Annotated in this window: 22 protein-coding genes; 6 read left to right on the top strand and 16 right to left on the bottom strand. The window is 46.4% G+C overall.

Annotation, left to right across the window (positions count from 1 at the left end):
- The first annotated feature begins 8 nt into the window (after positions 1-8).
- Complete coding sequence (locus ACFVQB_RS20465) at positions 9-1,835, top strand: ABC transporter substrate-binding protein (protein WP_379443119.1); 1,827 nt, start codon at positions 9-11, stop codon at positions 1,833-1,835.
- 77 nt (positions 1,836-1,912) lie between these two features.
- Here the strand turns inward: ACFVQB_RS20465 and ACFVQB_RS20460 are convergent, their stop codons facing one another.
- Entirely contained in the window at positions 1,913-2,404 is a 492-nt protein-coding gene (locus ACFVQB_RS20460) for a hypothetical protein (protein WP_379443116.1), read from the bottom strand.
- 186 nt (positions 2,405-2,590) lie between these two features.
- On the opposite strand from ACFVQB_RS20460, the gene ACFVQB_RS20455 reads away from it, so the two are divergent.
- A complete protein-coding gene (locus ACFVQB_RS20455; protein ID WP_379443113.1) occupies positions 2,591-2,794 on the top strand; it encodes a hypothetical protein in 204 nt (67 codons plus the stop codon).
- 58 nt (positions 2,795-2,852) lie between these two features.
- Here ACFVQB_RS20455 and ACFVQB_RS20450 read toward each other — a convergent pair whose 3' ends face one another.
- The 4 genes from ACFVQB_RS20450 to ACFVQB_RS20435 all read right to left on the bottom strand — a co-directional run bounded on the left by ACFVQB_RS20450 (position 2,853) and on the right by ACFVQB_RS20435 (position 5,925).
- Positions 2,853-3,380, bottom strand: coding sequence for a hypothetical protein (locus ACFVQB_RS20450; RefSeq protein ID WP_379443110.1), 528 nt, complete (start codon positions 3,378-3,380; stop codon positions 2,853-2,855).
- A gap of 665 nt (positions 3,381-4,045) precedes the next feature.
- Positions 4,046-4,783 (bottom strand): cyclase family protein, encoded by a 738-nt coding sequence (locus tag ACFVQB_RS20445; protein ID WP_379443107.1) that lies wholly within the window; start codon positions 4,781-4,783, stop codon positions 4,046-4,048.
- 82 nt (positions 4,784-4,865) lie between these two features.
- Complete coding sequence (locus ACFVQB_RS20440) at positions 4,866-5,495, bottom strand: type 1 glutamine amidotransferase family protein (RefSeq protein WP_379443103.1); 630 nt, start codon at positions 5,493-5,495, stop codon at positions 4,866-4,868.
- A 103-nt stretch (positions 5,496-5,598) separates the two neighbouring features.
- Positions 5,599-5,925, bottom strand: coding sequence for a zinc-binding dehydrogenase (locus tag ACFVQB_RS20435; protein WP_379443099.1), 327 nt, complete (start codon positions 5,923-5,925; stop codon positions 5,599-5,601).
- Positions 5,926-5,938: 13 nt separating this feature from the next.
- On the opposite strand from ACFVQB_RS20435, the gene ACFVQB_RS20430 reads away from it, so the two are divergent.
- The gene (locus ACFVQB_RS20430; RefSeq protein ID WP_379443095.1) at positions 5,939-6,817 is read left to right on the top strand and encodes a PhzF family phenazine biosynthesis protein; all 879 of its coding nucleotides are present in this window, start codon (positions 5,939-5,941) and stop codon (positions 6,815-6,817) included.
- Here ACFVQB_RS20430 and ACFVQB_RS20425 read toward each other — a convergent pair.
- From ACFVQB_RS20425 to ACFVQB_RS20410, 4 genes are all read right to left on the bottom strand, one after another.
- A complete protein-coding gene (locus ACFVQB_RS20425) occupies positions 6,812-7,768 on the bottom strand; it encodes an alpha/beta hydrolase (RefSeq protein ID WP_379443091.1) in 957 nt (318 codons plus the stop codon). The two genes, ACFVQB_RS20430 and ACFVQB_RS20425, sit on opposite strands and share 6 nt — an antisense overlap.
- Positions 7,769-7,952: 184 nt before the next feature.
- Positions 7,953-9,158 carry a cation:proton antiporter gene (locus ACFVQB_RS20420; RefSeq protein WP_379443088.1) on the bottom strand — a complete coding sequence of 402 codons (1,206 nt, stop codon included), beginning with the start codon at positions 9,156-9,158 and terminating at the stop codon, positions 7,953-7,955.
- Between the two features lie 3 nt (positions 9,159-9,161).
- Positions 9,162-9,668 (bottom strand): cation:proton antiporter regulatory subunit, encoded by a 507-nt coding sequence (locus tag ACFVQB_RS20415; RefSeq protein WP_113053601.1) that lies wholly within the window; start codon positions 9,666-9,668, stop codon positions 9,162-9,164.
- Complete coding sequence (locus ACFVQB_RS20410) at positions 9,658-10,131, bottom strand: GreA/GreB family elongation factor (protein ID WP_379443085.1); 474 nt, start codon at positions 10,129-10,131, stop codon at positions 9,658-9,660. Before ACFVQB_RS20410 ends, ACFVQB_RS20415 begins: the two co-directional genes overlap by 11 nt.
- A 389-nt stretch (positions 10,132-10,520) precedes the next feature.
- Here ACFVQB_RS20410 and gdhA point away from each other — a divergent pair, with 389 nt between their 5' ends.
- Positions 10,521-11,897 carry an NADP-specific glutamate dehydrogenase gene (gene gdhA, locus ACFVQB_RS20405; RefSeq protein WP_379443083.1) on the top strand — a complete coding sequence of 459 codons (1,377 nt, stop codon included), beginning with the start codon at positions 10,521-10,523 and terminating at the stop codon, positions 11,895-11,897.
- 164 nt (positions 11,898-12,061) lie between these two features.
- Here gdhA and ACFVQB_RS20400 read toward each other — a convergent pair whose 3' ends face one another.
- The 5 genes from ACFVQB_RS20400 to ACFVQB_RS20380 all read right to left on the bottom strand — a co-directional run bounded on the left by ACFVQB_RS20400 (position 12,062) and on the right by ACFVQB_RS20380 (position 18,451).
- Positions 12,062-12,604 carry an NADPH-dependent FMN reductase gene (locus ACFVQB_RS20400; protein WP_379443080.1) on the bottom strand — a complete coding sequence of 181 codons (543 nt, stop codon included), beginning with the start codon at positions 12,602-12,604 and terminating at the stop codon, positions 12,062-12,064.
- 385 nt (positions 12,605-12,989) lie between these two features.
- A complete protein-coding gene (locus tag ACFVQB_RS20395; protein ID WP_379443077.1) occupies positions 12,990-14,873 on the bottom strand; it encodes a beta-glucoside-specific PTS transporter subunit IIABC in 1,884 nt (627 codons plus the stop codon).
- 108 nt (positions 14,874-14,981) lie between these two features.
- A complete protein-coding gene (gene eutH, locus ACFVQB_RS20390) occupies positions 14,982-16,067 on the bottom strand; it encodes an ethanolamine utilization protein EutH (RefSeq protein WP_379443073.1) in 1,086 nt (361 codons plus the stop codon).
- Positions 16,067-17,113, bottom strand: coding sequence for a Gfo/Idh/MocA family protein (locus tag ACFVQB_RS20385; protein WP_379443069.1), 1,047 nt, complete (start codon positions 17,111-17,113; stop codon positions 16,067-16,069). Before ACFVQB_RS20385 ends, eutH begins: the two co-directional genes overlap by 1 nt.
- A 63-nt stretch (positions 17,114-17,176) precedes the next feature.
- Complete coding sequence (locus ACFVQB_RS20380) at positions 17,177-18,451, bottom strand: glycoside hydrolase family 140 protein (protein ID WP_379443066.1); 1,275 nt, start codon at positions 18,449-18,451, stop codon at positions 17,177-17,179.
- A gap of 246 nt (positions 18,452-18,697) precedes the next feature.
- Between ACFVQB_RS20380 and ACFVQB_RS20375 the strand changes: the two genes are divergently transcribed.
- Positions 18,698-19,747 (top strand): LacI family DNA-binding transcriptional regulator, encoded by a 1,050-nt coding sequence (locus ACFVQB_RS20375; protein WP_379444433.1) that lies wholly within the window; start codon positions 18,698-18,700, stop codon positions 19,745-19,747.
- A gap of 106 nt (positions 19,748-19,853) precedes the next feature.
- On the top strand, positions 19,854-20,708 hold the full coding sequence (locus tag ACFVQB_RS20370) for a pentapeptide repeat-containing protein (RefSeq protein WP_379443062.1): 855 nt from the start codon (positions 19,854-19,856) through the stop codon (positions 20,706-20,708).
- Between the two features lie 182 nt (positions 20,709-20,890).
- Here the strand turns inward: ACFVQB_RS20370 and ACFVQB_RS20365 are convergent, their stop codons facing one another.
- Positions 20,891-21,868 (bottom strand): diaminopimelate dehydrogenase, encoded by a 978-nt coding sequence (locus tag ACFVQB_RS20365; protein WP_379443058.1) that lies wholly within the window; start codon positions 21,866-21,868, stop codon positions 20,891-20,893.
- A gap of 219 nt (positions 21,869-22,087) precedes the next feature.
- A complete protein-coding gene (locus ACFVQB_RS20360; protein ID WP_379443053.1) occupies positions 22,088-24,037 on the bottom strand; it encodes a serine hydrolase domain-containing protein in 1,950 nt (649 codons plus the stop codon).
- Positions 24,038-24,039: the final 2 nt, after the last annotated feature.

Below are 24,039 nucleotides of genomic sequence, written 5' to 3'. Positions count from 1 at the left end.
GTATTTTCATGAAAAAACGTACGTTGATAGCACTACTATTCATTCTCGTCCTTGTGGTCTCCGGTTGCAATGTGAAGACCAAGACGGAATCCCAGTCAGAAACCGTACCATCGGATACAACGGAAAATACGCAAAACCAAAAACCGGTAGACATCGAATTACTGGCTCAGAGCTCTTCCGAAAATGACGTGAATATTATCCGGGATCAGCTCACCAAGAATGGCTTCAATGTTAAGCTGAACCTGCAGCCGGATTACGGCAGCTACAAATCCCAGCAGGATGCAGGCAATTATGACATTGCCCTGTCCAGCTGGACAACAGTAACCGGAAATCCGGATTATGCGGTTCGTTCTCTTTTCAAAACTGGCGGAGACTACAGCATTCTGGCTGATGAAGAAATCGATAAACTTATTGACCAGGCCGCTACTCAGACTCCGGACGAATACAAGGATACGTATAAACAATTGGAGGACCGCTTGGTAACCGATCAAGCGTATATCGCTCCGCTGTACATTTCCCTGAAAAGTCAGGCTGTGAACAAAGACATTCTGAATGCAGACACCGTTCGCTTGTCTAAATCCCGCGCCATGGCATGGGAACCTATTGAATTCAAAGACAGCTCCAAAAATACAAAAGAACCATTAATTCTGACACAAACCGCCTCCGTCCTAACTTCCCTTGACCCGATCAAAGGAAATGACGGTTCCATCAACCAACTGAACACCAACATGTATGTACGTCTCGTTAACTTGACAGATGACGATCAACTTACAGCAGAGGGTTCCCTCTCTCACAATTTCAGCATTGCTGAGGGGAACTCGGAGTATTATTTCATTCTCAGAGACGATATCAATTTTGCCAAGATTGACAATAAAAAAGCCGTAGATACAGGAGAACGTGTCGGTGCAGATGACGTCATCTTCTCTCTCGATCGCGCCAAAAACAAAGATTCCGTACCGGATCACCGGACATACAGCCTTCACGAACATATCAAGGAAGCCGAGTTGGTAACGGATCTGGGCGCCTTGGAATCCATTCAGCAATCCAGTGGCAGCGGTACGGTTAAAGAAGCATTAGAACAAGGGCTTGGCACTAGAATTACGGAACTCGTCACGGACAAAAACAAAGCAGATAACGCTACCGGGAAGTATCAGGTTGTGAAACTCACAACCACCGAACCTTTCCCGCAAGTATTGAACTATCTGGCTCACCAATCTGCTGGCATTGTGTCCAAAAAGCAGGTTGAGAGCATCAATACGTATGATGTAGCTTCGTTTGACGTAAATAAAGACATTCCTTACGGCGATCAGAATACTGTGACTGAAGGTGCTGCGTACAACAACACCCTGTATACCAGCGGCCCATATATCTTGGCATATAAAAATGATTATGAAGGTGTATTCTATCAGAATCCCGGCTACCGTAAAGGCTCTGAATATGCACCCAAGATTTCCCAGGTGAATGTACGGTTCATCTCGGATGCCGACAGTGCACTATCTGCTCTTCGCAGTAGTGAAATCCACTTATACTACGGGGTATCTGAAACGAAGTATGACATTATCAAAAATGACAGCAAATTGCAATTGCAGAGCATTCCGAGCAATGCGGTTTCCTATCTGTTGTTCAACACAGCCAATCGGGAAGTTGCCAAAAGCAGTGACCTGAGAAAAGCCGTACTGTACTCCATCAATCAGGATGACATTCTGCAGTTTTACAAAAACAATAAACTTAAGGCGTACTCTACAGTAAGTCCACTCGTGCAGACCGGGAATGAATTGAAGTCCGATCCGGCAAAAGTGAAAGAATTGTTGAGCGCCTATCAGGCTTCCAAGTAACAATAAAGATAAACGGCTGTCACCCGGATCACTCTAAGATCCGGATGACAGCCGTTTTATTTTATAGAGAGAATGTTTTATGTTGAGCAGTCTGCCCGATATCTTCGTTGTACGCCAGGCAGCAGAGTGACGATCTGGATACCCACTCCCCAAGCAAAATAGACCAGATGGATGACAGATACATGCTGTATCCAGTATACCTGTGCCATAATCCAGATGATCAGAGCAAATCCCGTATATAAGGAGAACGTCCACCCCCAATATTGATTCGAGTAGAGATTCAGTTTTTCACCTATTTCCCAGTGAGTGCGACGAATGAGTGAAATGGCAATGATCATCGGCATAACGCCAAGAACCAACAACAGTATAATTCCCGGGATCAAAAAACTGCCAAACGGGGAATGCTCCAACAATGAATCTGGCATATTGACGAGATTGCCCGATGGATCGATAATGAGTACTCCCCCTCCAACCATCGCACCAATGCCCAGTAACCCCTGCATCATAATGATCACCCACGATCTTTCAGGCACACATTCACGTTTCATTCCATCATCACTATTCCTCATCCCTCACCCTCCAGACATGTTATACAGATTTTACTGAAAGTTCTATTTCATTTTCACATATGGAGAAAGCTTAATCCTGTGCTCTTTCTCACTAAAATCGTCTCAAAAAATTCGATTATGGTAAAACTTGATAAAAGAACGTACGTTCGGTATAATAGAGATATACTTAATGAGCGAGAGGCAGATATGGACGACAAATTTATCAAGGAACTACGCGAGATTAGTCGGGATGACAGACGAAGATCGGAATTTATGATTCAAGGTATGAAGGAAACACTGCAGGGAAGAAAAGAAGAAAGTATATTCAAGCGCTGGATTCGGCGTAAGAAGACAGAGAAGAAAATTTCACAACGATTCAATCAGGATCCCTCTTCGGATCAAAAGTACTAGAGTAAAAGGCTGGGCAAAACCCAGCCCCTCCTCATCAAACCGTACGTGAGGTTTTCCCTCATACGGCTTTCCGATGTTTGTCCTTCATGGGCATGCAGATTACAATAGCGTTTTTAATCCATATTGTCTGGCAATATATTTTACTTCGACCCGTGAGCTCATCCACCTTTTGCGTTGTCTCTTCTTTGCATACCACCGGGCTAATCGCTCTAGAAGTTGCCATTTGTATGATTCGGTCACGCACGCTCGGGATGCCGAGTGGTCTTGGCTTCCCGTCTTTCTTTGGAATGTAGTGCCTCCGTACGGGCTGCGGATGGTAGTTACCTTCTTTCAGGTCTTGCTCGCACGACTTGAGGAAGTTCTTTTCTCCTTGTTTCTCGATATCTGCCAGCGTCACCGCATCTACGCCTGCCGCTCCCTTATTCGCTTTCACTCGTCTCCAAGCTTCGCAAAGCACATCCCAGCGGTAGACTTTATCATACAGAGCATGGAATTTACGCTTGTTGTTCTCCTTGGCCGCATGACCTAGCTTTTCTTGGAGTTGTTGAACTTTTTCCTTAGGTGTTGTTAGCCGGTTGGCATTCACTCACTCGTACCTCCTCCAAAAGCATAAACAAAGCAGGGCTCCTTCCCTCCCCAAGGTTATGTTGTCCTTGGATTCCTCGGTACTATGAGCCCCTCGGACTCCCTTCCCACAGACCGCTCACTTCGTCTTTTGGACTTATAGAGCATCTCTTTACGGGTTCCTCCAAAAAAAAAAAAACCGTGTGGGGGAGGGCCTCCCCAGTTCACTGCATGATCTTTCAAGCCATGCCGCTCCCCTTACGCCGGAAGGTTCTTCACTGTTGCTCCAAGTTCTGCACAGCTTCCTTGGCCTTCGTCTATATGACCGAGACTCGGCACCTTCTTTTCCCCCTTGCAGGGCCTTTTTGACGACGCGGCAGGATTCACTTCATGTTACGGCCTGGCCTGTTGCTCGCCCTGTCTCTGACAGGTACTTTGGTCGATGCGCTTTTACACACAGATTTCGCCATATGTAAGCATCCTAGCTACCAAGGTGGCTTGGCCCCTCCTTGGGTTGGACTTTCACCAACGAGATCATGCGTGCCTCTGGGCACGCACCACATAAAAAGGAGGCGGATTACGCCTCCTTTATTATTTATATAATCAGTTTGCACAAGTCCCATTGGTGAAACATTCGGAAAGAACTGCGTCTGAGTCAATTGCAATATGTCTATGTTCAACTTTGTTTTACGGTAAAATGGCAAATGAGCGCACTGGAAAGCCGGACGCCTTCTCCGCCTTGGGTACGATATTGAAGATCACCGCACCTTTGGCCGGTACCTGATCCAGATTCGTTAATAGCTCTACCTGATATGTATCCTGGGCTAGTACATAATATTCTGCCAGAAGTGCTCCGTTCTTTTGATAATCTACGGCTGAATCGGTGTCGAAGGTTTCATGGCCAATCGCCTGTATTTTTCTTTCCTCGAATAAAAACATTAACGCACTAACTGACCATCCGGGTGCATGACTGTTGCCCTCAGCGTCCTTGTTGTCGAATGCTTCATGACTGGGCCAGCGTTTGCTCCAATCGGTACGCAATGCTACAAAGCTGCCAGCTTCAATAACGCCATGCTCTTTTTCAAACTCAAGAATATGCTCGACATCCAGCGTGAAATCCGGATTGCTCTCTACAGCCACAGATTGATCAATAACCACCAGCGGTAGCACAAGCTCCTTTAACCCCAATTCATCAAGATACCGGGTATCCCGCACAAAGTGAATGGGCGCATCCAAATGCGTACCATATTGACCGGGAAACCTGAAACTCTGGGCAAAGAAACCTTGATCGTGATTAAACAACGTATCGAATTGCGCCGCATCAAAAGCTGAGAAATGTGGAGATTCCGGTCCAAACGTATGGGTCAGATCCACCCACTTCTTTTCTTTTAATAATTGAATCGCTTGAATGAGCTCATTGGACATCCGAATCACCTCATACATAGAATGGAATAAATTGTTACTATTATATCTTATTCCACTCCATGCGAAAATATCGAAATGCCAGCTATTTGATAGAATTCATTAACTCGAAGAAGTATTTTGGTTCATGAGTCTGATATAGACTGAACCATGAATCTAAAGTCTCCGGTGTAAATACATCTAGCACCTTCAATACATGCATCGCAAATTCCAACGGAGCTATGCCCGATGCTGTAACTAAATTATCATCCGTTACGGCCGATACCATTTCATAGTACTTCTCTCCAATATAATGAGGACAAATCATTTTCAAATATTCCAGATCGTTGCTTGTATGCCTTCTGGAGTCTAGCAATCCCATCCTCGCAAGTCCAACGGTTGCACCACATATTGCCGCAACAACATGACCTTTTTCCAAAAATGTCGAAGCTTTTTTCAATATAGGCTCGTGAATGGATTCCATCCAAGTATTTCCGCCTGGAAGAACTAACACATCCGTACGTTCCAACATACACTCATCAACAGAAATGCGAGGTAGTATTTCCAATCCTCCCATGGTAGTCACCGGACTTTTATCAACACTAACGGCAACCACCTCTATCGGCGCCAGTTCTTTTTTAAAATACCTCCCCGAGTTTAGTTCAGCAATTAAATAACCGACCTCCCAGTCTGACATCGTATCAAATACATAAAGATATGCTTTTTTTGTATGCATAGTGCACTCTCCTTCTAGTCGATACCCCTATTATAAAAAAACTTTACTGACAACTTCCGTCAGTAAAGTTTTTTAAACTTAAACATTTAAAGATAATTCTCATCTATTCTACTCGAATGACCAGTTTCCCACGTGTATAATGGGTTTCGCTTTTTTCGTGTGCTTCACGCAGTCCTTGTTCACTTAAGGGATATATCTCATCAATGATGGGTCTCAGTTTGCCCTCAGCAGCGAGCTCAGCCAACTGATCGAGTTGGTCCCCTTTGGGTTCCATCATGAACACGTTGGCTGTTACACCTGCTTCCTTAGCCAGCGTTTCATCCGGACGTTCATTTGACCTATATTCGCGAATTCGCAGCAGATTTGGTTCACAATCCTGACGAGGAACCGTGGTATAATGTAGAACTGTTGAACCTAAATAACTGAACAAGCGAGGTAGCGATGTGGAAATTGAAGTAAGTACATTACATGCATTTTCGGATAAGTCTCTAGGCGGAAATCCCGCAGGAGTTGTTTTAGAAGCAGGACACTTGTCCGACTCCCAGATGCAGGAGGTTGCCAGACAAGTCGGATTCTCAGAGACCGCGTTTGTTATGCCATCGGATCAGGCTGATTTCAAAGTTCGTTTCTTTACCCCTAGTGATGAAGTTGATCTATGTGGACATGCAACGATTGCCTTATTTTATTTAATGAAAGCACAGCATATCGTTGAGGTAGGTATGTACACACTGGAGACACTGGCCGGAATACTCGAAGTGGTTGTCCAGAACAATGGTGAAGTCTATCTGTCTCAAGCGCTACCGGAGTTTGGAGAGATAGTTGCCCGACAAGACATTGCAGATTCTCTGGGTATTCCTTCACATGATTTACACGCCGAATTACCTGTACAGATCGTGTCTACCGGATTACGAGATATCTTGATAGCTGTTAACCATGTTGATGTTCTGTCAAAAATCATTCCTGACTTTCAGCTTATCGCAGAAATTAGCAAAGCTAACCATGTCGTAGGTTATCACGTGTTTGCACTTGAACCAGATGAAGAGATCACTCTGGCAGAATGCCGGAATTTTGCTCCCCTTTACGATATCCCTGAAGAGAGCGCAACTGGTACATCTAACGGTGCTTTACTCTGTTATTTACATAAATACAACCAACTTTCAGATCCCCACGATACAACCTATACGATTAGACAAGGATACACCATGAACCGCCCCTCGGAGATTCGAGCCAGATTAACCCTGGGCATTTCCAATGAAATTACAAAGATTCAAGTGGGAGGGGTCGCGGTTCATATAGAGAACATTCAAATTCAACTTTCATGAATGTTGCGCTTCAATCTTATGTAAAAATCGTAACACGGCTTCCTCCAATTGATTCAGCCCTGGCTGTTCTATAGGGAAGTGGCCTGCTCCTTCCAACACTACGCATTCCTTTTCCACTTTCAATCGATCAAAAAAAGATTGGCTGAACCGTAGTGGTGTCATCGGGTCCAGTTCGGGGTGAACCAGCAGTACGGGACATTGATCAAACTGTTCCGGGTTTACCTCCGGCTTCTTATCCAGGAATGTTCTTAATAGTTCCAACGGGACACGCGTCGCTGCCGCCTGTGAATCATTCATAATAAGTCGGGTTAAATCCGGATTATTGGTAATCAGCTGCATACGTGATACTTGCTTCACAGAGATCCGCATATGATCCAGTAAAGCCGGAAACTGGTCCATTATGCGTTTGCCCCATCGGCTGACCAGACGGTTCGGTGCAAGCTGGTCACGCATATCAGCATCACTCGTGTCCACAAATGTTGTTGCGATCAAGCCCTGTACGTGCTCACTGCGTGCACTTGTGTGATAAGCCAGCATGCCTCCGATGCTGCTTCCCAACGCCACGATCGGCTTGCCGTCTTTCTTATATTCCCGATCAGCGAGTGAAACAAGCAGCTTGATCCATAGGCCATAATTGAGACGTGTCCCAGGCAACGGATAGCTCAGCCCATACGGTGGAAGATCTGGCGATACTACCTCATAGCCTCGGAGCTGCAACATTCGGGAATAAGGAGCGAGCAACCTGCCATTGCCTCCGGCTCCGTGAATAAACAGAATTTTGACAGGCGACTCGGGCTCGGGCAGACGATCGATGTGCAGATGAACCCCGTTCGATTCCCACCACTCCTCTTCAGGGTTCGCATGGTCCCCTAGCCTGAATTCTTCTGGGAAAAAGGCTTGATACTGTTTCCAATAATGATGTGTTGAATGATATGAAGGCAGATTATTCATGCTGTACATTCTCCTCTTGTCGTAAACCAATTTAATTCATTTGCTTGAGCTCATCTTATATAACCAAAAAAAGCCGTGCATTGCACGACTTTTTTAGTAAGCATATCTCTAAGAAAATTCTTTGTATAACAATCTTCATGTCTCTATTACTCATGAAGCAAAGACAGGAACCGTTCCCATACATTCACTCTGTTTGCCTTCGTTTCATTCTTTTCCTCAAGCGAGCATATTGACTGTAGATCCATGGTGATTCTTTCGTCAGAATCGGGCCAAGCACTGCCAGAATCAACACATATAAGACGGCAAAAGACTGAATGGATGCCATTAGCCCTCCTGCCTTGCCGATGTTCGCCATAATGATGGAGAACTCTCCACGGGACACCAGCGTGAATCCCACATTAAGAGAAGCGCGTGGAGACATCCCGGAGAGTCTGCCAGCGATCATGCCCGCACCATAGTTGCTCGCAATGGTGAGAATAACGGCAATAACGGTCATTCCAACCGCCCCTCCAAGGGTCGAGGGTTCAATGGTCAGGCCAAAGCTGAAAAAGAAGATGGCACCAAAGAAATCTTTGAACGGCATAATCTGATGCTCAATCCGGCTGGCATGCCTGGATTCCCCCAGAACCAGCCCCATCATCAGAGCCCCAATCGCCTCAGCCACATGTAAGGTTTCCGAGAAACCCGCCACTAGAAAGAGCAGCGTCATAACCGTAAGCAGAAATAACTCCGATGACTTGATGTTGAGTGCCTTATCAATATACTTGATGCATTTCCTGCCTATGATCAGAAATAGCACAATAAATAGCAGCGCAGACAGGGATACGAGCAAGACGCTCAGGAATGAGGTAGCCCCACTAAGTACAAGCCCCGTCAGAATGGAGATATGGATGGCGATGAACAAATCATCAAACATGATCATGCCCATAATAATCTCCGTCTCCGGGTTCGCCGTGCGCTTCAGATCCACGAGTACTTTAGCCACAATAGCTGTGGAAGAACTCGTCATAATACCACAGACAACCAACGTTTCCTTGAGTGGCAGTTCCATGAACCATCCCAGCAGCAGACCGGAAGCAAAATTTAGTCCAACGTAGAACATACCTCCGGTCAGAATGGCTTTGCCTGACTTCATCAGGCGGGAGACCGAAAATTCCAGTCCCAGATAAAAGAGCAAAAACAGAATACCGAGCCTGCCCATAAATTCAATAAATTCCGAGCTTTCGATAAAACGCAAATCCACAATGCCGATCTGTGGTGCATGCGGTCCAACTGCCATACCAATCAGAATATAGAAAGGAATGACCGAAAATCGTAATCGTGCAGATATCAGCCCCGTAAGTGTAATCAGCGCAACGGCAATTCCCACTTCGAATATGAGCATATCCATAGGCTAGAGCCGTCCATTGGATAACAACTGTTTTAACAGTTTGATCTGATCCCGTTCACCAGCGACAACAACTGTAGCCCCCGCGGTAAAGGTATAGTCCGGACCCGGATTAAACTGCTTCGTCCTGTTCTTCTCCACCACAGCCAGAATAACCGCTCCTGTTGCCTGGCGAATATTCAATTCTCCGATCGTTCTTCCTATACTCTCTGAATGCGGCTCAATACGGAGCCACTCAATTAACAGTCCCTCCAGCATAACTTCACGTTCGTCCTGAAAGGTTGGTTTGTACGTCATGCCACCGACAATAGCCGCAACCGCACGTGCCTCATCATCATCCAGTGTGACTAGTGACACCATGTCTCCCAGTTCTTCAGGCGAATCGCCTGATTCCATGTGAAACAGGTCACGTCGCTCATCATTATGGATGACAATGACCAGATGCTCACCGCTTCGTGTGTGCAGCCAATATTTGCGTCCAATTCCCGGCAAATCCGTCTCTTTAAAGTGCATGATCTGCACCCCCAGTGGACATCCGGTTCAAGGATTCATTGTTTAACGTAATATCCGTAATGCGTACTCGCATGGAGCCAGCCGGTATATTAATCGACCTCACTTCTCCCTTGAGCCCAAGCAATAATTGCCGCCCCACAGGGGAGAGGAAGGAAATATGCCCCGCATCCGGGTCCGCGTCATCCGGCATAACAATGGTGAATGAATCAGATGTATGGAAGTCAACGTACTCAAAACGGATCAAACTACCGATAAGTACCACCGAGTCCAGAGCTTCATCCGAACCAAGGAGCAGCTTCTCCACACACGTCGTATAGTTCGAGAGCAGCCGTTCCATCTGCGTACGTTCCGGATCACGCACGTCAAAATAGGCGTCGAGAAATGTTCTTTTCTCTTCACCGAATATAATGAGCTGGTTCACCAGCATTTCTCTGCAATTTTGAAAGGAGGTCCTATGGTTCATAATAGATCTCACCTCCTATACAAGCCCTGTTCTCCATGTTGATTCGCATGTTTTTCTTCATCATGTTGTTCTCCTCCTTCATATAGATAAAAAAACCACGGATACCGCGGTCTTACTACCATCTTACCAAAACTAATTTTTTAATCCAGTCTATTCCGTTAACTTCGTGTTCTATAACGAGAAATGGGCAGTCCATCCAGCTTCCAAACTTAACCTTTACATCGTATGACAGTTCCATAGAAGATTTTAATAACGTCATAAAAAACATTTTATGGGTTTTCATCTCGTATTTTTATTTTGTTTCCTGTATATTTAACTACAAACTTTTATGCAATTTATACAAATAGCCATCCCAAGACTTTAACACAATAAAGGAGTGCATTGAAAAAGTGTCGACTATAACTAAGGATTCAACTCAAGTAACTGCTGCAGAGTATGTTCATTCCGTTTACGAATCGGTTATCGCCAGAAATCCACAGGAAAGTGAATTCCATCAGGCTGTCAAAGAGATCCTGGACTCGCTTATTCCTGTCATTGCAGCTCACCCGAAATATCGGGAGAATGGTTTGCTTGAACAGCTTGTTGAGCCAGAACGTGTCATTACGTTCCGCGTGCCTTGGGTCGATGATCAGGGCAAGGTACAAGTAAACCGTGGATTCCGTGTTCAGTTCAACAGCGCAATTGGGCCTTACAAAGGCGGACTTCGTTTCCATCCTTCCGTTTACTCGGGAATCGTTAAATTCCTTGGATTCGAACAAATTTTCAAAAATGCCCTGACTGGCCTGCCAATCGGCGGTGGTAAAGGTGGTTCCGACTTCGATCCAAAAGGAAAATCAGATCTGGAAGTCATGCGTTTCACTCAAAGCTTCATGACTGAGCTGTACAAATATATCGGTTCCGATGCGGACGTACCTGCCGGCGACATCGGTGTAGGTGCACGGGAAATCGGTTATATGTTCGGACAGTACAAACGCATCAGCGGTGGACATGAAGCCGGCGTACTTACAGGTAAAGGGCTCCTATACGGAGGAAGTCTTGCACGTAAGGAAGCTACCGGATTCGGATGCGTGTACTTTGTGAAGGAGATGCTGGCATCCAAAGGACTGAGCTTCAAGGACAGCACGGTGGTTGTCTCCGGTTCGGGTAACGTATCCATCTATGCTATTCAGAAGGCTCAGGAGCTTGGAGCTAATGTTGTGGCATGTAGTGACTCTGGTGGTTACATCTATGATCCTCAAGGAATCAATCTGGATACCGTAAAAAGATTAAAAGAGGTTGATCGTCTGCGGATCAGCGAATATGTCAAAGAACATCCACATGCCGTTTATAACGAAGGCTGTGAAGGCATCTGGTCTATCCCTTGTGATATCGCGCTGCCTTGTGCAACGCAAAATGAAATCGATGAACAGGCCGCTGCATTGCTCGTGCAAGGCGGAGTTAAAGCGATCGGTGAAGGAGCGAATATGCCTTCCACTCTAGCTGCGATTGACGTTTTCCATAAAGAAGGCGTTCTGTTTGGACCAGCCAAAGCGGCTAATGCTGGCGGAGTTGCCGTGTCCGCACTTGAAATGTCGCAGAACAGCATGCGGTTGTCCTGGTCATTTGAAGAAGTGGACGCCAAGCTGCATGACATTATGTCGAACATCTACACCAGCTGTGTTCAGGCAGCGGATGAGTACGGCTGTGCAGGTAACCTGCTTGCCGGAGCGAACATCGCCGGCTTCCTGAAGGTGGCAGATGCCATGCTGGCGCAAGGTATCGTCTAATTTTCCAGATGGAATAATTTTTCCATTGAAGAATATGAGCAAAGGGCAGTTCTCCCAAAATGGAGAACTGCCCTTTAACATTTATATAGAAGACGAAGGTCACTCCAATCGCAGGATTAGTCCCTTTCTTCCCTTCGTCAGGAGAACCATGATTGACATGTTACTTATGAACGTACCGTTTTCAAAGCACCGCTCCAGGAGAGCACTTGATCCAGCATGCCATTCAGATTGGTCAGATGCAGATCAGCCGGTTTGAAGGTTGTGCCGTTCTCAAAATCGGTAAACAGCGACAATGCCGGATGAACGCGAACATCTGCAACAGACAATTCGCCGAGGATGCCCCGAAGATGTTCCGCCGCACGTGCACCACCTACGGAACCATAGCTTACAATGCCTGCCGCCTTGTTGTTCCATGCCTCACGTGCGTAATCCAGTGCATTCTTCAACGATGCAGAGATGCTATGATTGTATTCCTGAACAATAAATACGAATCCGTCCAGGCTTGCCAGCTTCGTATTCCAGGCTGTAGCTTGTTCCGTTGCATCGGCTTCTCCCAGAAGCGGAAGCTTGTAATCAGCGATATCTACGATCTCGTAATTGGCGTCTCCGCGTGCATCCGCAATTTGTTTCACCCATTCTCCGACCTGCGGGCTCAAACGCCCTTCACGTGTACTCCCCAGAATGATACCTATCTTAAGTTTTGTCATCGATTGTTCCTCCTCATTTGTAGTTTCCGTTGTTCTTCCGAATAACTTATCCATAAATCCCATGTTTACACCATCCCGCATCCGATATGTTTATTTCTGTGCTTACTAAAGATAATAAGTAATATGATTTATTATGTCAAGTAAATTACATAAAGTTAGTATATGTTTTTTATTCTCTTTATATATACACTTGTTTTATTGGATTTATGCCATATCGAATGCTGGAGTTCACATCACAAAAACGGGATAACCTAATTACAATGAACGTTTATTTTTCCAATGTTCCTGACTCTCCCCCAATAAAAAAGACAGCTCCCTGACCATCAGGGAACCGCCCTTCAACTTTCTTGTACAAAAGGAGTTGACATATAACTGCTTTACATCATTATTTTATAATGATCAGAGCTTCACCTTGCTCAATACTTCCCTCTTCCTTCGCCTTAATATCCGTGTAAGCGGCTGTATTGGATACGATAACGGATGTTGTTATATCCAATCCAGCGGCTACGATACCATCGATATCGAACTCTACCAACCTGTCTCCTTTTTTGACAACATCCCCGTCTGATACAAAGGAAGTAAAATGTTTGCCTTTAAGACTCACGGTATTAATGCCGACATGGATTAAAATCTCTACACCGTCTTCTGACAACAAACCAATCGCATGTTTGGTCTTGAAGATCGTTACTACAACGCCATCAAAGGGTGCATATGCTACGCCTTTCGCCGGTACGATCGCTGCTCCCTGCCCCATGGCCCCGCTGGAGAACGCCTCGTCACCAACTTCTGTTAACGGAATGAGTTTCCCCGTAAGCGGGCTGAGTACGGTTTTCTCTGCCTCTGCCATCTTTGCCACTACACTCTGTTGTATCTCCGTCATATCAGCCTGTTTGCGGACTGAAGCAGACGGAGCAGCATTTCGATAACCAAATATATACGTCAGGATAAAGGCCAATACAAATGCGATGATCACAGACAGAATGAAGCCTACAAATCCGCTATCAATCCCTTTGGGATTAATGAACAACGGAATACCGAATACACCACCTCCGGCAAAACCGTAAGCGTTGGAACCCAAGTAACCGGCAACCGCTCCTGCAATACCACTTGCAATGGAAGCCATGATAAATGGCTTTTTGGCAGGCAATGTCACACCGTAAATCGCAGGCTCGGTAACCCCCATCAATCCGGCGATGGTTGCCGACGTGGCGATTGGTTTCAAGCGTTGATCTCTGGTTTTGATGGCAATGGCAAACGCCGCACCCGTCTGGGCAAATGTTGTACAGAACAACATGCCGTTAATCGGATCGAAGCCGTTGGTAACAACGTTATTAATCAGAATCGGAATAAACGCCCAGTGCAGGCCGAATATAATGACCGTTTGCCAGATGCCTGCCAGGATCAGACCTGCGATAATCGGACTCAGTCCGTAAACCCACATCGCACCCTTAGCCAAATAATCACTGATCAGCGTTGCCACTGGACCGACGGCCATGAACACAACCGGTGTGATGACAGACAGTGTAATCAACGGCACGAAAAACATTTTGATGGATGAAGGTGAAATTTTGGCAAGCCACTTCTCAAAGTTCGCCGCCAAATACGAAGCAATGATGATCGGAATCACCGATTGTGTATAATTGATCAGCACCACCGGAATGCCGAGAAAGGACATGCCTGTGCCTTCCGTGAACGCAGCCGTCATTGTTGGGTAGACTAACGCCGCACCAATGGTCGCCGAGATGAATGGATTACCGCCGAATTTCTTACCAGCCGAGAATCCGAGCAGAATCGGGAAGAAGTAGAACAAGGCATCTGCGGTGGCAAACAGAATTTTGTACGTATTCATCTCTTCGGTCATCCATTTCAGGGAAAGGAACAGGGCGAGCAATCCCTTCAGAATACCCGCAGCCGCCAATACGCCGACGACCGGCAGGAAGACACCTGATATGACATCTACAAAGCGACTGAATAATCCTTTCTTTTCTCCAGTGTCAGCTTCCGAATCCGAAGGAACCGGATTGATGCCCATCGTTTTTACGAGAGATTCATACACTCTGGGCACTTCATTCCCGATCACGACCTGGAACTGGCCGCCGCTCTCCACCACCGTAAGCACTCCATCAATCTGCTTGATCTCTTCCTTGTTGGGCGCTTTCATATCTTTCAGATTAAATCGGAGACGGGTTACACAGTGAATAACGCTATTAATATTATTATTGCCGCCGACTGCGCTAAGAATTTCCTTCGCTGTTTTGTCGTGATTCATGGTATATGCTCCTTTACATAGATGCCATAGTATCTGCGTTATAATGAATGATGACTAATTTTAATTAAACTCGATCATCAGATGTTTATAATACGTTGTTATCCGATTTTATTTTTTGTCCGTTTTGGCAGGTGTTGCCCATGATGCTACCAACGCCGCACTGATGCCACCTGCAAGCTTGCCCACAATCATGGCGGTTACCATTGTTTTGTTCATACCCGCAACGAACCCTAAATGTCCACCAAGTACAAAGGAGCCGCTAACGGCAAAAGCAATGCTGATCACTTTGCCTCTTGGATTCATATCTCTGACCAGACGAAAGGTCGGAATATTATGTGCCAGTGAAGCGACAAGCCCGGCTGTAGTCGGCGCATCCAGGCTCAGCAATCGGCCTGCGCGTTCAAGCGAAGTTTTACATGTTTTATTGATGACAGCCACCATTGGGAACGCGCCAGCCAGCACAATAGCGATGGTTCCCACGGTCATGATTCCTTCCGAGAGTGGAGCCATATTCGGGATGATTGCCCAACCTGTGAGCGTCTTTACGGCTATAGCTACCAGCCCGATCAGGGACAATAGCGTGATACCGCTTCCAAATATTTTAAACAACCTCACAGTCTGTTTCGTAAAAAAGCGCAAACCCAGTATGATGAGTACAGACAACAGAATGGGGATAATCAGGTTTCTGTAGATGACCGTGACATCAATGCCTGCTACCAGACCCCCAACTAAACAACCGACAGGGATGGTACTGATGCCGATTAACACACCCTTGGCAAAGTATGGATGATCCTTCCGATCCAGAATACCGAGCGCAACGGGAATCGTGAACACAATGGTCGGTCCAAACATCGTTCCAAGGAATGCCCAGGAGAAGAGTCCTGCCTGATCACTCTGCGCCATCTGACTCGCCAAAGCGTATCCACCCATATCCACCGCAAGGATGGTATTAGCGAACGATGCTGGATCAGCACCGATCGCTTCATACATGGGCGAAATAAGTGGGATAAGAATGCTCGCGAGAAATGGCGCCAGAGAAACGATCCCTACCATTACCAGTGCGAGCGTCCCCATAGCCATAATCCCTTCCGTGAACGCCTCCCCCAGTCCAATCCGGTTCCCGAGAGCCTTGTCCACGGCGCCAAGCACCAGAAAGAAGGCAATGATGATCATGACGATATCATTAATAGACATTATTTCCCCTCTTCATACCGTTGAACTTTATGGTTGGCTGCACTGTCATACGTATCAAACACCAGCCGGAGCGTTCTGACATTATCCGAACCGCTGGTCTGAAATTCCGCTCCGGTATTCAGGCATTCAATAAAGTGGGATTGCAATTTGCGATGACTGTCCTCGTAATTCAGTTCCGTCTGTTCAGCCAGTACCGTTTCAATACCAGCATTATCAATCATGGTCAACCGTCCGTCCTTGTACAGCTTGATGGAAGCCTTATCCCCTTCGATGATCAACTGCTCCTTGTGATCTGGCAGCACCCGATCCGGCAAAGGTTCATCCAACTCACGCCGTGTTGCCCAGCTCATGTCCATCAATCCCACATAATTTGGATAACCGAGCATGACCATGCCGCTATCTTCTCCTACCGTGTAAGAACTTATCTTGCGTGTCTCAGCATATAGTCGTTCAGGCTCGCCGAACAGGAAACGCCATGTATCAAACCAATGTACACCCATCTCATAAAACAGCAACTGAGGCATATCTCTGAAAAAAGGCTGTGGCAGCTGCTGCTCCGGTGCAAATCGTGGTGAGTAAAAGTCCGTATGAATATAACGAATCGTGTTTAGGTTACCAACTGCATTTTCTCCCAAAAGCTTCTTGATCAACTGAAAAGGCTCAAGCCAGCGCCAATTCTCCGTTACCATGAGGCGTACGCCCGCATCTTCGGCAATCCGAACCATTTCTTCAGCTTCCTCTATAGAGCGTGCAAACGGCTTCTGGCACATGATATGTTTACCGGCCGCTGCAGCCAGCTTCACCAGCTCCAAGTGTGTATCCGGCGGCGTGATAATATCAAGCACATCGACATCAGCCTCTTTAAGCATGGTTGCCACATCCGAATAACGAAACGCTGCCGGGATGTTGAACCTTTCCGATTTTTCATTTAGGGTTGCTGCATGCCTGTCACATATTCCTTTAATTTCGGCATCGGCAATGAACTGCCAGGCCTTAATGTGTTTTTCCGACCAGTACCCCGTACCCACGATACCGATTTTCCACATACCTTCACCTCATCTATAATGTAATTCTTCATGATGCTCCACCGCTTCAGGCTGTTCGATGCCTTACTTTTTTGTGCCAATAATCAGCACATCATGTTCAAACTCATGCATCGGAAGCACGCCGTAATCGTTCTCACGGAACGCATCTGTCTGAGCAAAACGGCGATGTACCAGATCAATCGTTGTAAATCGGTACTCTTCCACGGGGAAATTGAGCCGAACCTTGGTATTTACAGGAACGTAAAGGACCAGAGTGTCCTCGTTGCCAGCAGCACGGATTTCTTTGGTAGCATTCAATACGATAGCCAGTGGCTTCACACCAACCAGCTTATATTGAAGGAACAGATACTTCATGAATGAATAGTCCCAGGCACCTTCGAAGCGAAGAGCCGATCTCCAGTCATAAGGACTGTCGAAGCCCTCTCCTTCCACGATGCCGAATTTCTTGCCTTTTTTGTGCCAGCTCCAGATGCCATGCGCACCGTAAGTCACTCCGGCTCCGCCTCCGGCAAGCAGGCTCTGCCACGCGGACTTGCGGGCATCCCATGCAGAATATCGTCCGTATACGTTACGGCTATAACTGATCTGTTCATAACAAGGCTCGCCATTGAGCACCGGGCGCACTTGTGAATGGTTGTAGAAATGATCTGCAAGCTCATATGACATATATTGAAATTCTGAATTATGCCCGGACTGATACATATAGAAATCAAGACCTTCATGATTCGTAAACGCCAACGGAATGTCCCGCAATCTTCCTTGAATGTGCAGCGTTGTCAAACTGGATGGACTTAATCGATTCACCGTCTCCAGCGCTGTCTGATAATACACATTCGCCTCTTCGGACGGGAAATCCGTATCCCCGCTGACCAGATAGATGGGATCAAACTTGGAAAAACGACTCACAGCGTAAGCGACATACGGCTCGACGGCATCAAGCGGCATTTTGCTGTTCTTCTGAAACTTCGTAGCCCATGTGTCAGGTACATAATTGCACCATAAAAGCACAAGTGCAGGCGTAAAGCCTCGTTCTACTGCCATTCGAAGCATCTCTTCCGCACGGTCGAAATAGGCATCATTGAATGTGCCATAATCCGTAGATCCATCTTCCAGCAGCTTGAATGGCTCTAGATCGAGATCAGATTCGCTGGCATCCCATTGACGCAGCACATTGATTTGCAGCACGTTGAATCCCTGCATTTTGCGATAATCCAGATACTCTTCCCATTCAGCAAGCGTAGCATTGGTAAACGCGCTCCAGACGGTATCGGCCAAATAGAAAAAAGCTTCCCCCTGTTCTTCAAACGTCCTGCGGTTGGCTGCAATGTTAATCCCCATCGTGTCATCTCACCTTTCTAACTAAACTAAATATTTTATTTTAGTTAATTTAATGTAATTTTAACCTTATATCGAGTAATGAATGCGTTTTACAATTGAATATTAGCATCATGCGTGTAAAAAATCAATCAAAATTTTAGTTATAATTCATTCAATTTAGTTAAGTTTAGTTTAGTGAACAACTGAAATTTAAGCTTAGATCGTGGTATACTGTACATATATAGCCCATTTGTAGGAGGATGTATGTTGAAAATTGATGATATTGCGAGGTTGGCTGGTGTATCCAAAGCAGCTGTCTCTCTTGCTTTTAACAATAAACCTGGCGTGAGCGAGCAGACCCGGGAGCATATACTGAATATTGCACAAGCTCATGGATACCAACCGAGAACGATCAAAACTGGAAAAGAAGTCCAGAAGCCCAATGCTATTATTCGTTTTGTCGCCTGCAAAAATACAGATATAATCACGGAACATTACGATTCTCTGCCGTTTTTTAACGAGCTGATTCACCATATTACGGAGCAGGTCAAGCAGCACGGCAATACGCTAGTCATTTCATCCATTGATGTGCAGGATTTGCAGCATGAATTGCAAGCCTTGGAAAAGGAACAGCCCTCGGCGGGCATTTTGCTTCTGGGTATCAATCTGACCCCGCCCATGATTGAAGCCATTCAATCCATTCATGCCAACGTGGTTATCCTCGATACATCGTTTGAACATGTGGATGCGAACTTTGTTTCCATTAATAACAGTTTGGGCGGATATCAGGCAGGTAAACATCTGGTGAAACTCGGGCATAGCCGTATTGGATACGTAAAATCCAGTACCCGGATTCCGAACTTTATCAAACGTGAAGAAGGCTTCCGTGCAGCTCTGACAGAGCACCATCTGACCATTGATGAGGCAATGACGTTTGATCTGCAACCGATGCTGGTCATGCCGCAAGAACGTTTACAGCAGTCCATCGGGCTGCTTCAGGAACGGCCTACAGCCATTTTCTGCGAGAACGATTATATGGCGATCAGTACGATCAAATCATTACAGAATATCGGTCTCCGGGTACCCGAAGATATTTCGGTGATGGGATTTGACAACATTTTCGAAGCCAAAGTTATCAGTCCCGAACTGACAACCGTTCACGTTAAAAAGGACATGCTGGCCAAAACCGCCGTGAATCGGATTATGGATAACCTGAGTAAGGGTGAGAAGAACGCAGCTCACATTTATGTGAATACCGAAATTGTGGAGCGCAGATCGTGTAAACCCGTTACAAGCATGGACTCCATGTCCATGTAAATGCGCGCTGTAACCGCTATCCGACTTATTGATTGAATTCCAGTGTAATGGTAAAGTTGTACTGACCTTAAAATAGCAAGTCTTTTAATTAAAGGAAGTGTACAAAATGACTAACCAAGCATTCAGTAGCAATCAGGCTACTCTGCATTTAAGCGCAGACTGCGAGCAATGTTTTGGTCTATGCTGTGTCGCCTTGCCGTATGGCAAATCATCGGACTTTGGTTTTGATAAATCCAGTGGCACCCCCTGTCCCAATCTTCGTACCGATAACCGCTGCGGCATCCATACACAGCTGCGACAGAAAGGGTTCAAGGGTTGCACGGTGTACGATTGTTTCGGGGCTGGTCAGAAACTATCACAAATTACATATGCGGGCAAGGATTGGCGTAGACATCCCGAATCTGCTGCCGAGATGTTCGATTGTTTGCCTGTCATGAAGCAGCTTCATGAGATGATGAGCTACATTAATGAAATGTTACAGCTGCCGGAAACATCATCCATCCATTCCGCATTGCAGAACGCATACCGGGAAACGGAACGACTAACCGATCTGGAGCCATCTGCCATATTACGTCTCGATATTCCCGCACATCGGGCGGTGGTGAACGAACTGCTTGTACAGGCCAGCGAAATGGTGAGGGCAAAGGTTCCAGCATCAGATAAGGGACCATCCAAATCGAAGACCAAAAAACGTACAGGAAGAGACTTTCTGGGTGCCAATCTAAAAGGGGCTGACCTTCGGGGAGCGAGCTTCAGAGGTGCCTTAATGATTGCGGCTGACCTGCGGAACACAGATATGAGAAACACCGATCTGATCGGAGCCGACTTGCGGGATGCGGATCTGGGCGGAGCGGATCTGAGAGGCAGCATCTTTCTGACACAATCCCAGCTCAACTCGGCAAAAGGCAGTGCAGGTACCAAGTTGCCGGATCATTTAAACATTCCCTCACACTGGCTGTAGGGAAGACTGTCCCAACATGAGTTACGAGAATGCATGAATATATAAACAGCTCATAAATATGTACTAATTCGTTTGTACAACAAACAGCTCGTCCCTCTTTTTAGAAGGACGAGCTGTTTGTGTTGTATTACATTTTAGATATGAATAATGAGGACTTACAACTGCGGTAATGAATTAACGGACTACAGCAAGTCGCGGCGAAGATCCTCAGCCGATTTAGGAGACAGGTGACCGAGGGGAATATCAAATACCGTCTTGGCCCCTTTGTGGCCTTCCAGACTCAAACGTTGCGCGGCTCTTGCATAAGCCACCAGTACGCTTGCTGTAAATTCAGGATTGCTGTCGAGCTTCAGACCAAATTCAATAATTTGCTTTTGGCCTGCGCCTGTAACTCCACTGCGAATGACAAACCCGCCGTGTGGCATGCCTTCATGCTCAGCCTTCAATTGCTCTTCAGTAATGAACGTTACCGTTGTATCGTAATCCGAGAAATAGTTCGGCATAGATACAATCGTTTCACGAATCTCGTCCTGGTTCGCACCTGCTTCTGCCACCACATAGCATTGACGCAGATGCTTCTCACGTGTGGTCAATTCTGGTGTCTCCCCAGCACGAATGCTGTTGATTACTTCTTCAACAGGTACAGTGTATTGCACACCAGCCTTAACGCCCGGAACACGACGGATGGCATCGGAGTGACCTTGGCTGACCCCTTTACCCCAGAACGTGTACTCTTTACCTTCTGGCAGGATCGATTGGGCAAGCAGTCGGTTCATTGAGAACAAGCCCGGGTCCCAACCTGTGGAAATGACGCTCACGTGGCCACCTTGCTCTGCCGCAGCGTTAACTTCTTTATAGAATTCAGGGATTTTGGCATGTGTATCGAAGCTATCCACCGTATTGAACCATTTTGCAATTGCAGGTGTCTGCTCCGGAAGATCGGTTGCCGAACCTCCACACAGAATCATCACATCAATTTTGCCTATGTATTGCTCAGCAGCAGAGATGTGCTCGAAACGAACCTCCGTACCTTCTGCAACCATCTGCTCCGGGTTACGACGTGTAAATACAGCAACAAGCTCCATATCCGGGTTTTGAGTAATCGCTTTCTCTACACCTTTGCCCAGATTTCCGTAACCTACGATACCAACTTTGACCATGTTCAATCCTCTCCTGTCTTCATCTATAGTTGCCTACTACTCTAGTATAATGATATAACATAACATGTAAATTGTTAGGTTTCCAGTTCGAAATAAAAATACCTTACATGCAGAGCAGTAACAAGGCTGCTTTCATGCAAGGCAAGGTACAGTTAGGATCTGTTTTTTATTAATTACAGACGCCCCGATTACTATCTTATTCGCCTGTTCAGCTGTGAACTAATAAAAATGAATGGAGAGCATATTCCAATACCCCATATACGCTGTAAAAGTCAAAGCCATCACGGCCAATGCGCTTCTTCCAAACGATCCGCCGTTACCTTTTACGGCATCTCGGACATTCTGCAGAAGCAGAATCAACCCAAGCAATGCAGCAATCCACGGAAGAGAGCACAGCCCCCATCGATACCAGAATGGAAATCCTGTACTCATATGAGTCAAACCATACACTATCTGTAGTGGCACAGCGATTGCATAGATTACCGCCATCACCCCGATCATTCTGGAGACCGGCCGCCGATTACTGCTGAACCAACGAATGATGTAATGAATGAGCCATGCCATAGCTATGAAAATCCAGAATAAAATGAAGCACGCAAACACAGCCAACAGAAATGACGGGGTATTCCACCAGGATGCTTGGGACATGGTCACCCCATTCAAACCAGTTGCCTTCCACAGTCCGTCCTGTTCATGAAACCATATGTACTGGTCTGTACCTTCTTCTTGAAAAACGCCTTCCTGAATGGGCACAAAGCGCTTATACTGCTCTTCTCTTTCTTCTTCTGGAAACGTTCCGCTAACGATCAGATTGCCTCCATCCGCCCGAATCGTATAACTCGCTTTCTCAAAAAACTTAACCCACCTGCCCCAACCATGCTGTGGACTGAGCTGGAACATATAATGACCCTCATAGTTCTGCATTTGTTCTGCACTCTGCGACGTTATTACAACCTGTGAGGTGTCTGTGTTTACTGGACCCAGCAGGTCCGTAATGGACTCCACAACCTGATTATGAAGCTGTACATCGGACTGCCCTGCATTGACGACAACATATATCCCGATCTGTCTGGAAGGGATCAGCACCATCTTGGATATGAATCCTTCCACTTCTCCCGTGTGGTAGACCATCGGTAAGGCATTAGACAGTTTGCCGAGAAAAAATCCATATCCCACCCCGTCAAGTTCCGGATGATCCGTATACTGTTCATGCTGCATCGTGTGTACAGTTTCCGGCTTCAGCAAGGCCTTCCCCTTGTACATCCCCTCATTCAATTGAGCGATCATGAAATGTGCAAACTCATTAGGCGTTACACTAAGTCCTCCCGCTCCCGGAATATTAAAATGCTCATAGGGGATGGAATGGTAATTTCCTTCTTCATCCACATCATAGGATAACGGAAGATCCGGACTCCCATCTGGCATATCCAACGCGGCTGTAGACATGCCAAGTGGCTGAAAGAGATGTTCCTTCATATACTCATCCAGCGATTGGCCACTGACCTGTTCAACAAGATTGCCGACCAGACCCAGCCCGGCATTGTTGTACTCATACTGGGTACCTGGTTCTCTGACTGGAGGCTGGTCTTTCACATACTGCTGTAAGAAAGATTCCGCTCCAACCAATTCATCTTGTGATGCTGCCACGGTACGATACAGGACCTGATCCAGTCCAGCCGTATGTGTAAGCAAATGGTGAAGCGTAATCGGCTGCTCATTGAATGTACCCAGCTTATACGAGGTCAGATACTCATTCACATCTGCACCCGTCGCGATCCTCCCCTGTTCTACCAGCTGCATTGCAGCTGTGGCTGTGATGGTCTTCGTCACTGAGCCAATGCGAACCAATGTATCACGCGGGCTCATCCGAATCTGCTGCTCCACATTGGCATAACCGTAACCTTGGCTGAAAATGATATCTTCCCCTTGAGTAATCACAACAGCAGCTCCCGGGATGTTCAGTTTCCTGATTTGTTCCTTCACCAGCGGGCTGATGGCCTGTTCCAACTCGGCTGCGGATAAATTCGTCCGATCAGCCGAATGAACAACAGGTGCTGCGTCAACTCTGTCCGTTATACATACAACGGACACTGACAGTACAATTAAAGACAACAAGCAACTTGCCAATAACATGGACAGAAACCTGCCGATAACCCCCATCTTCTTCATCC

It is taken from the genome of Paenibacillus sp. NPDC057886 (assembly GCF_042796655.1).
In the GTDB taxonomy this organism is placed as follows: Bacteria; Bacillota; Bacilli; order Paenibacillales; family Paenibacillaceae; genus Paenibacillus.
This window is presented reverse-complemented; position numbering and strand designations above follow the sequence as displayed.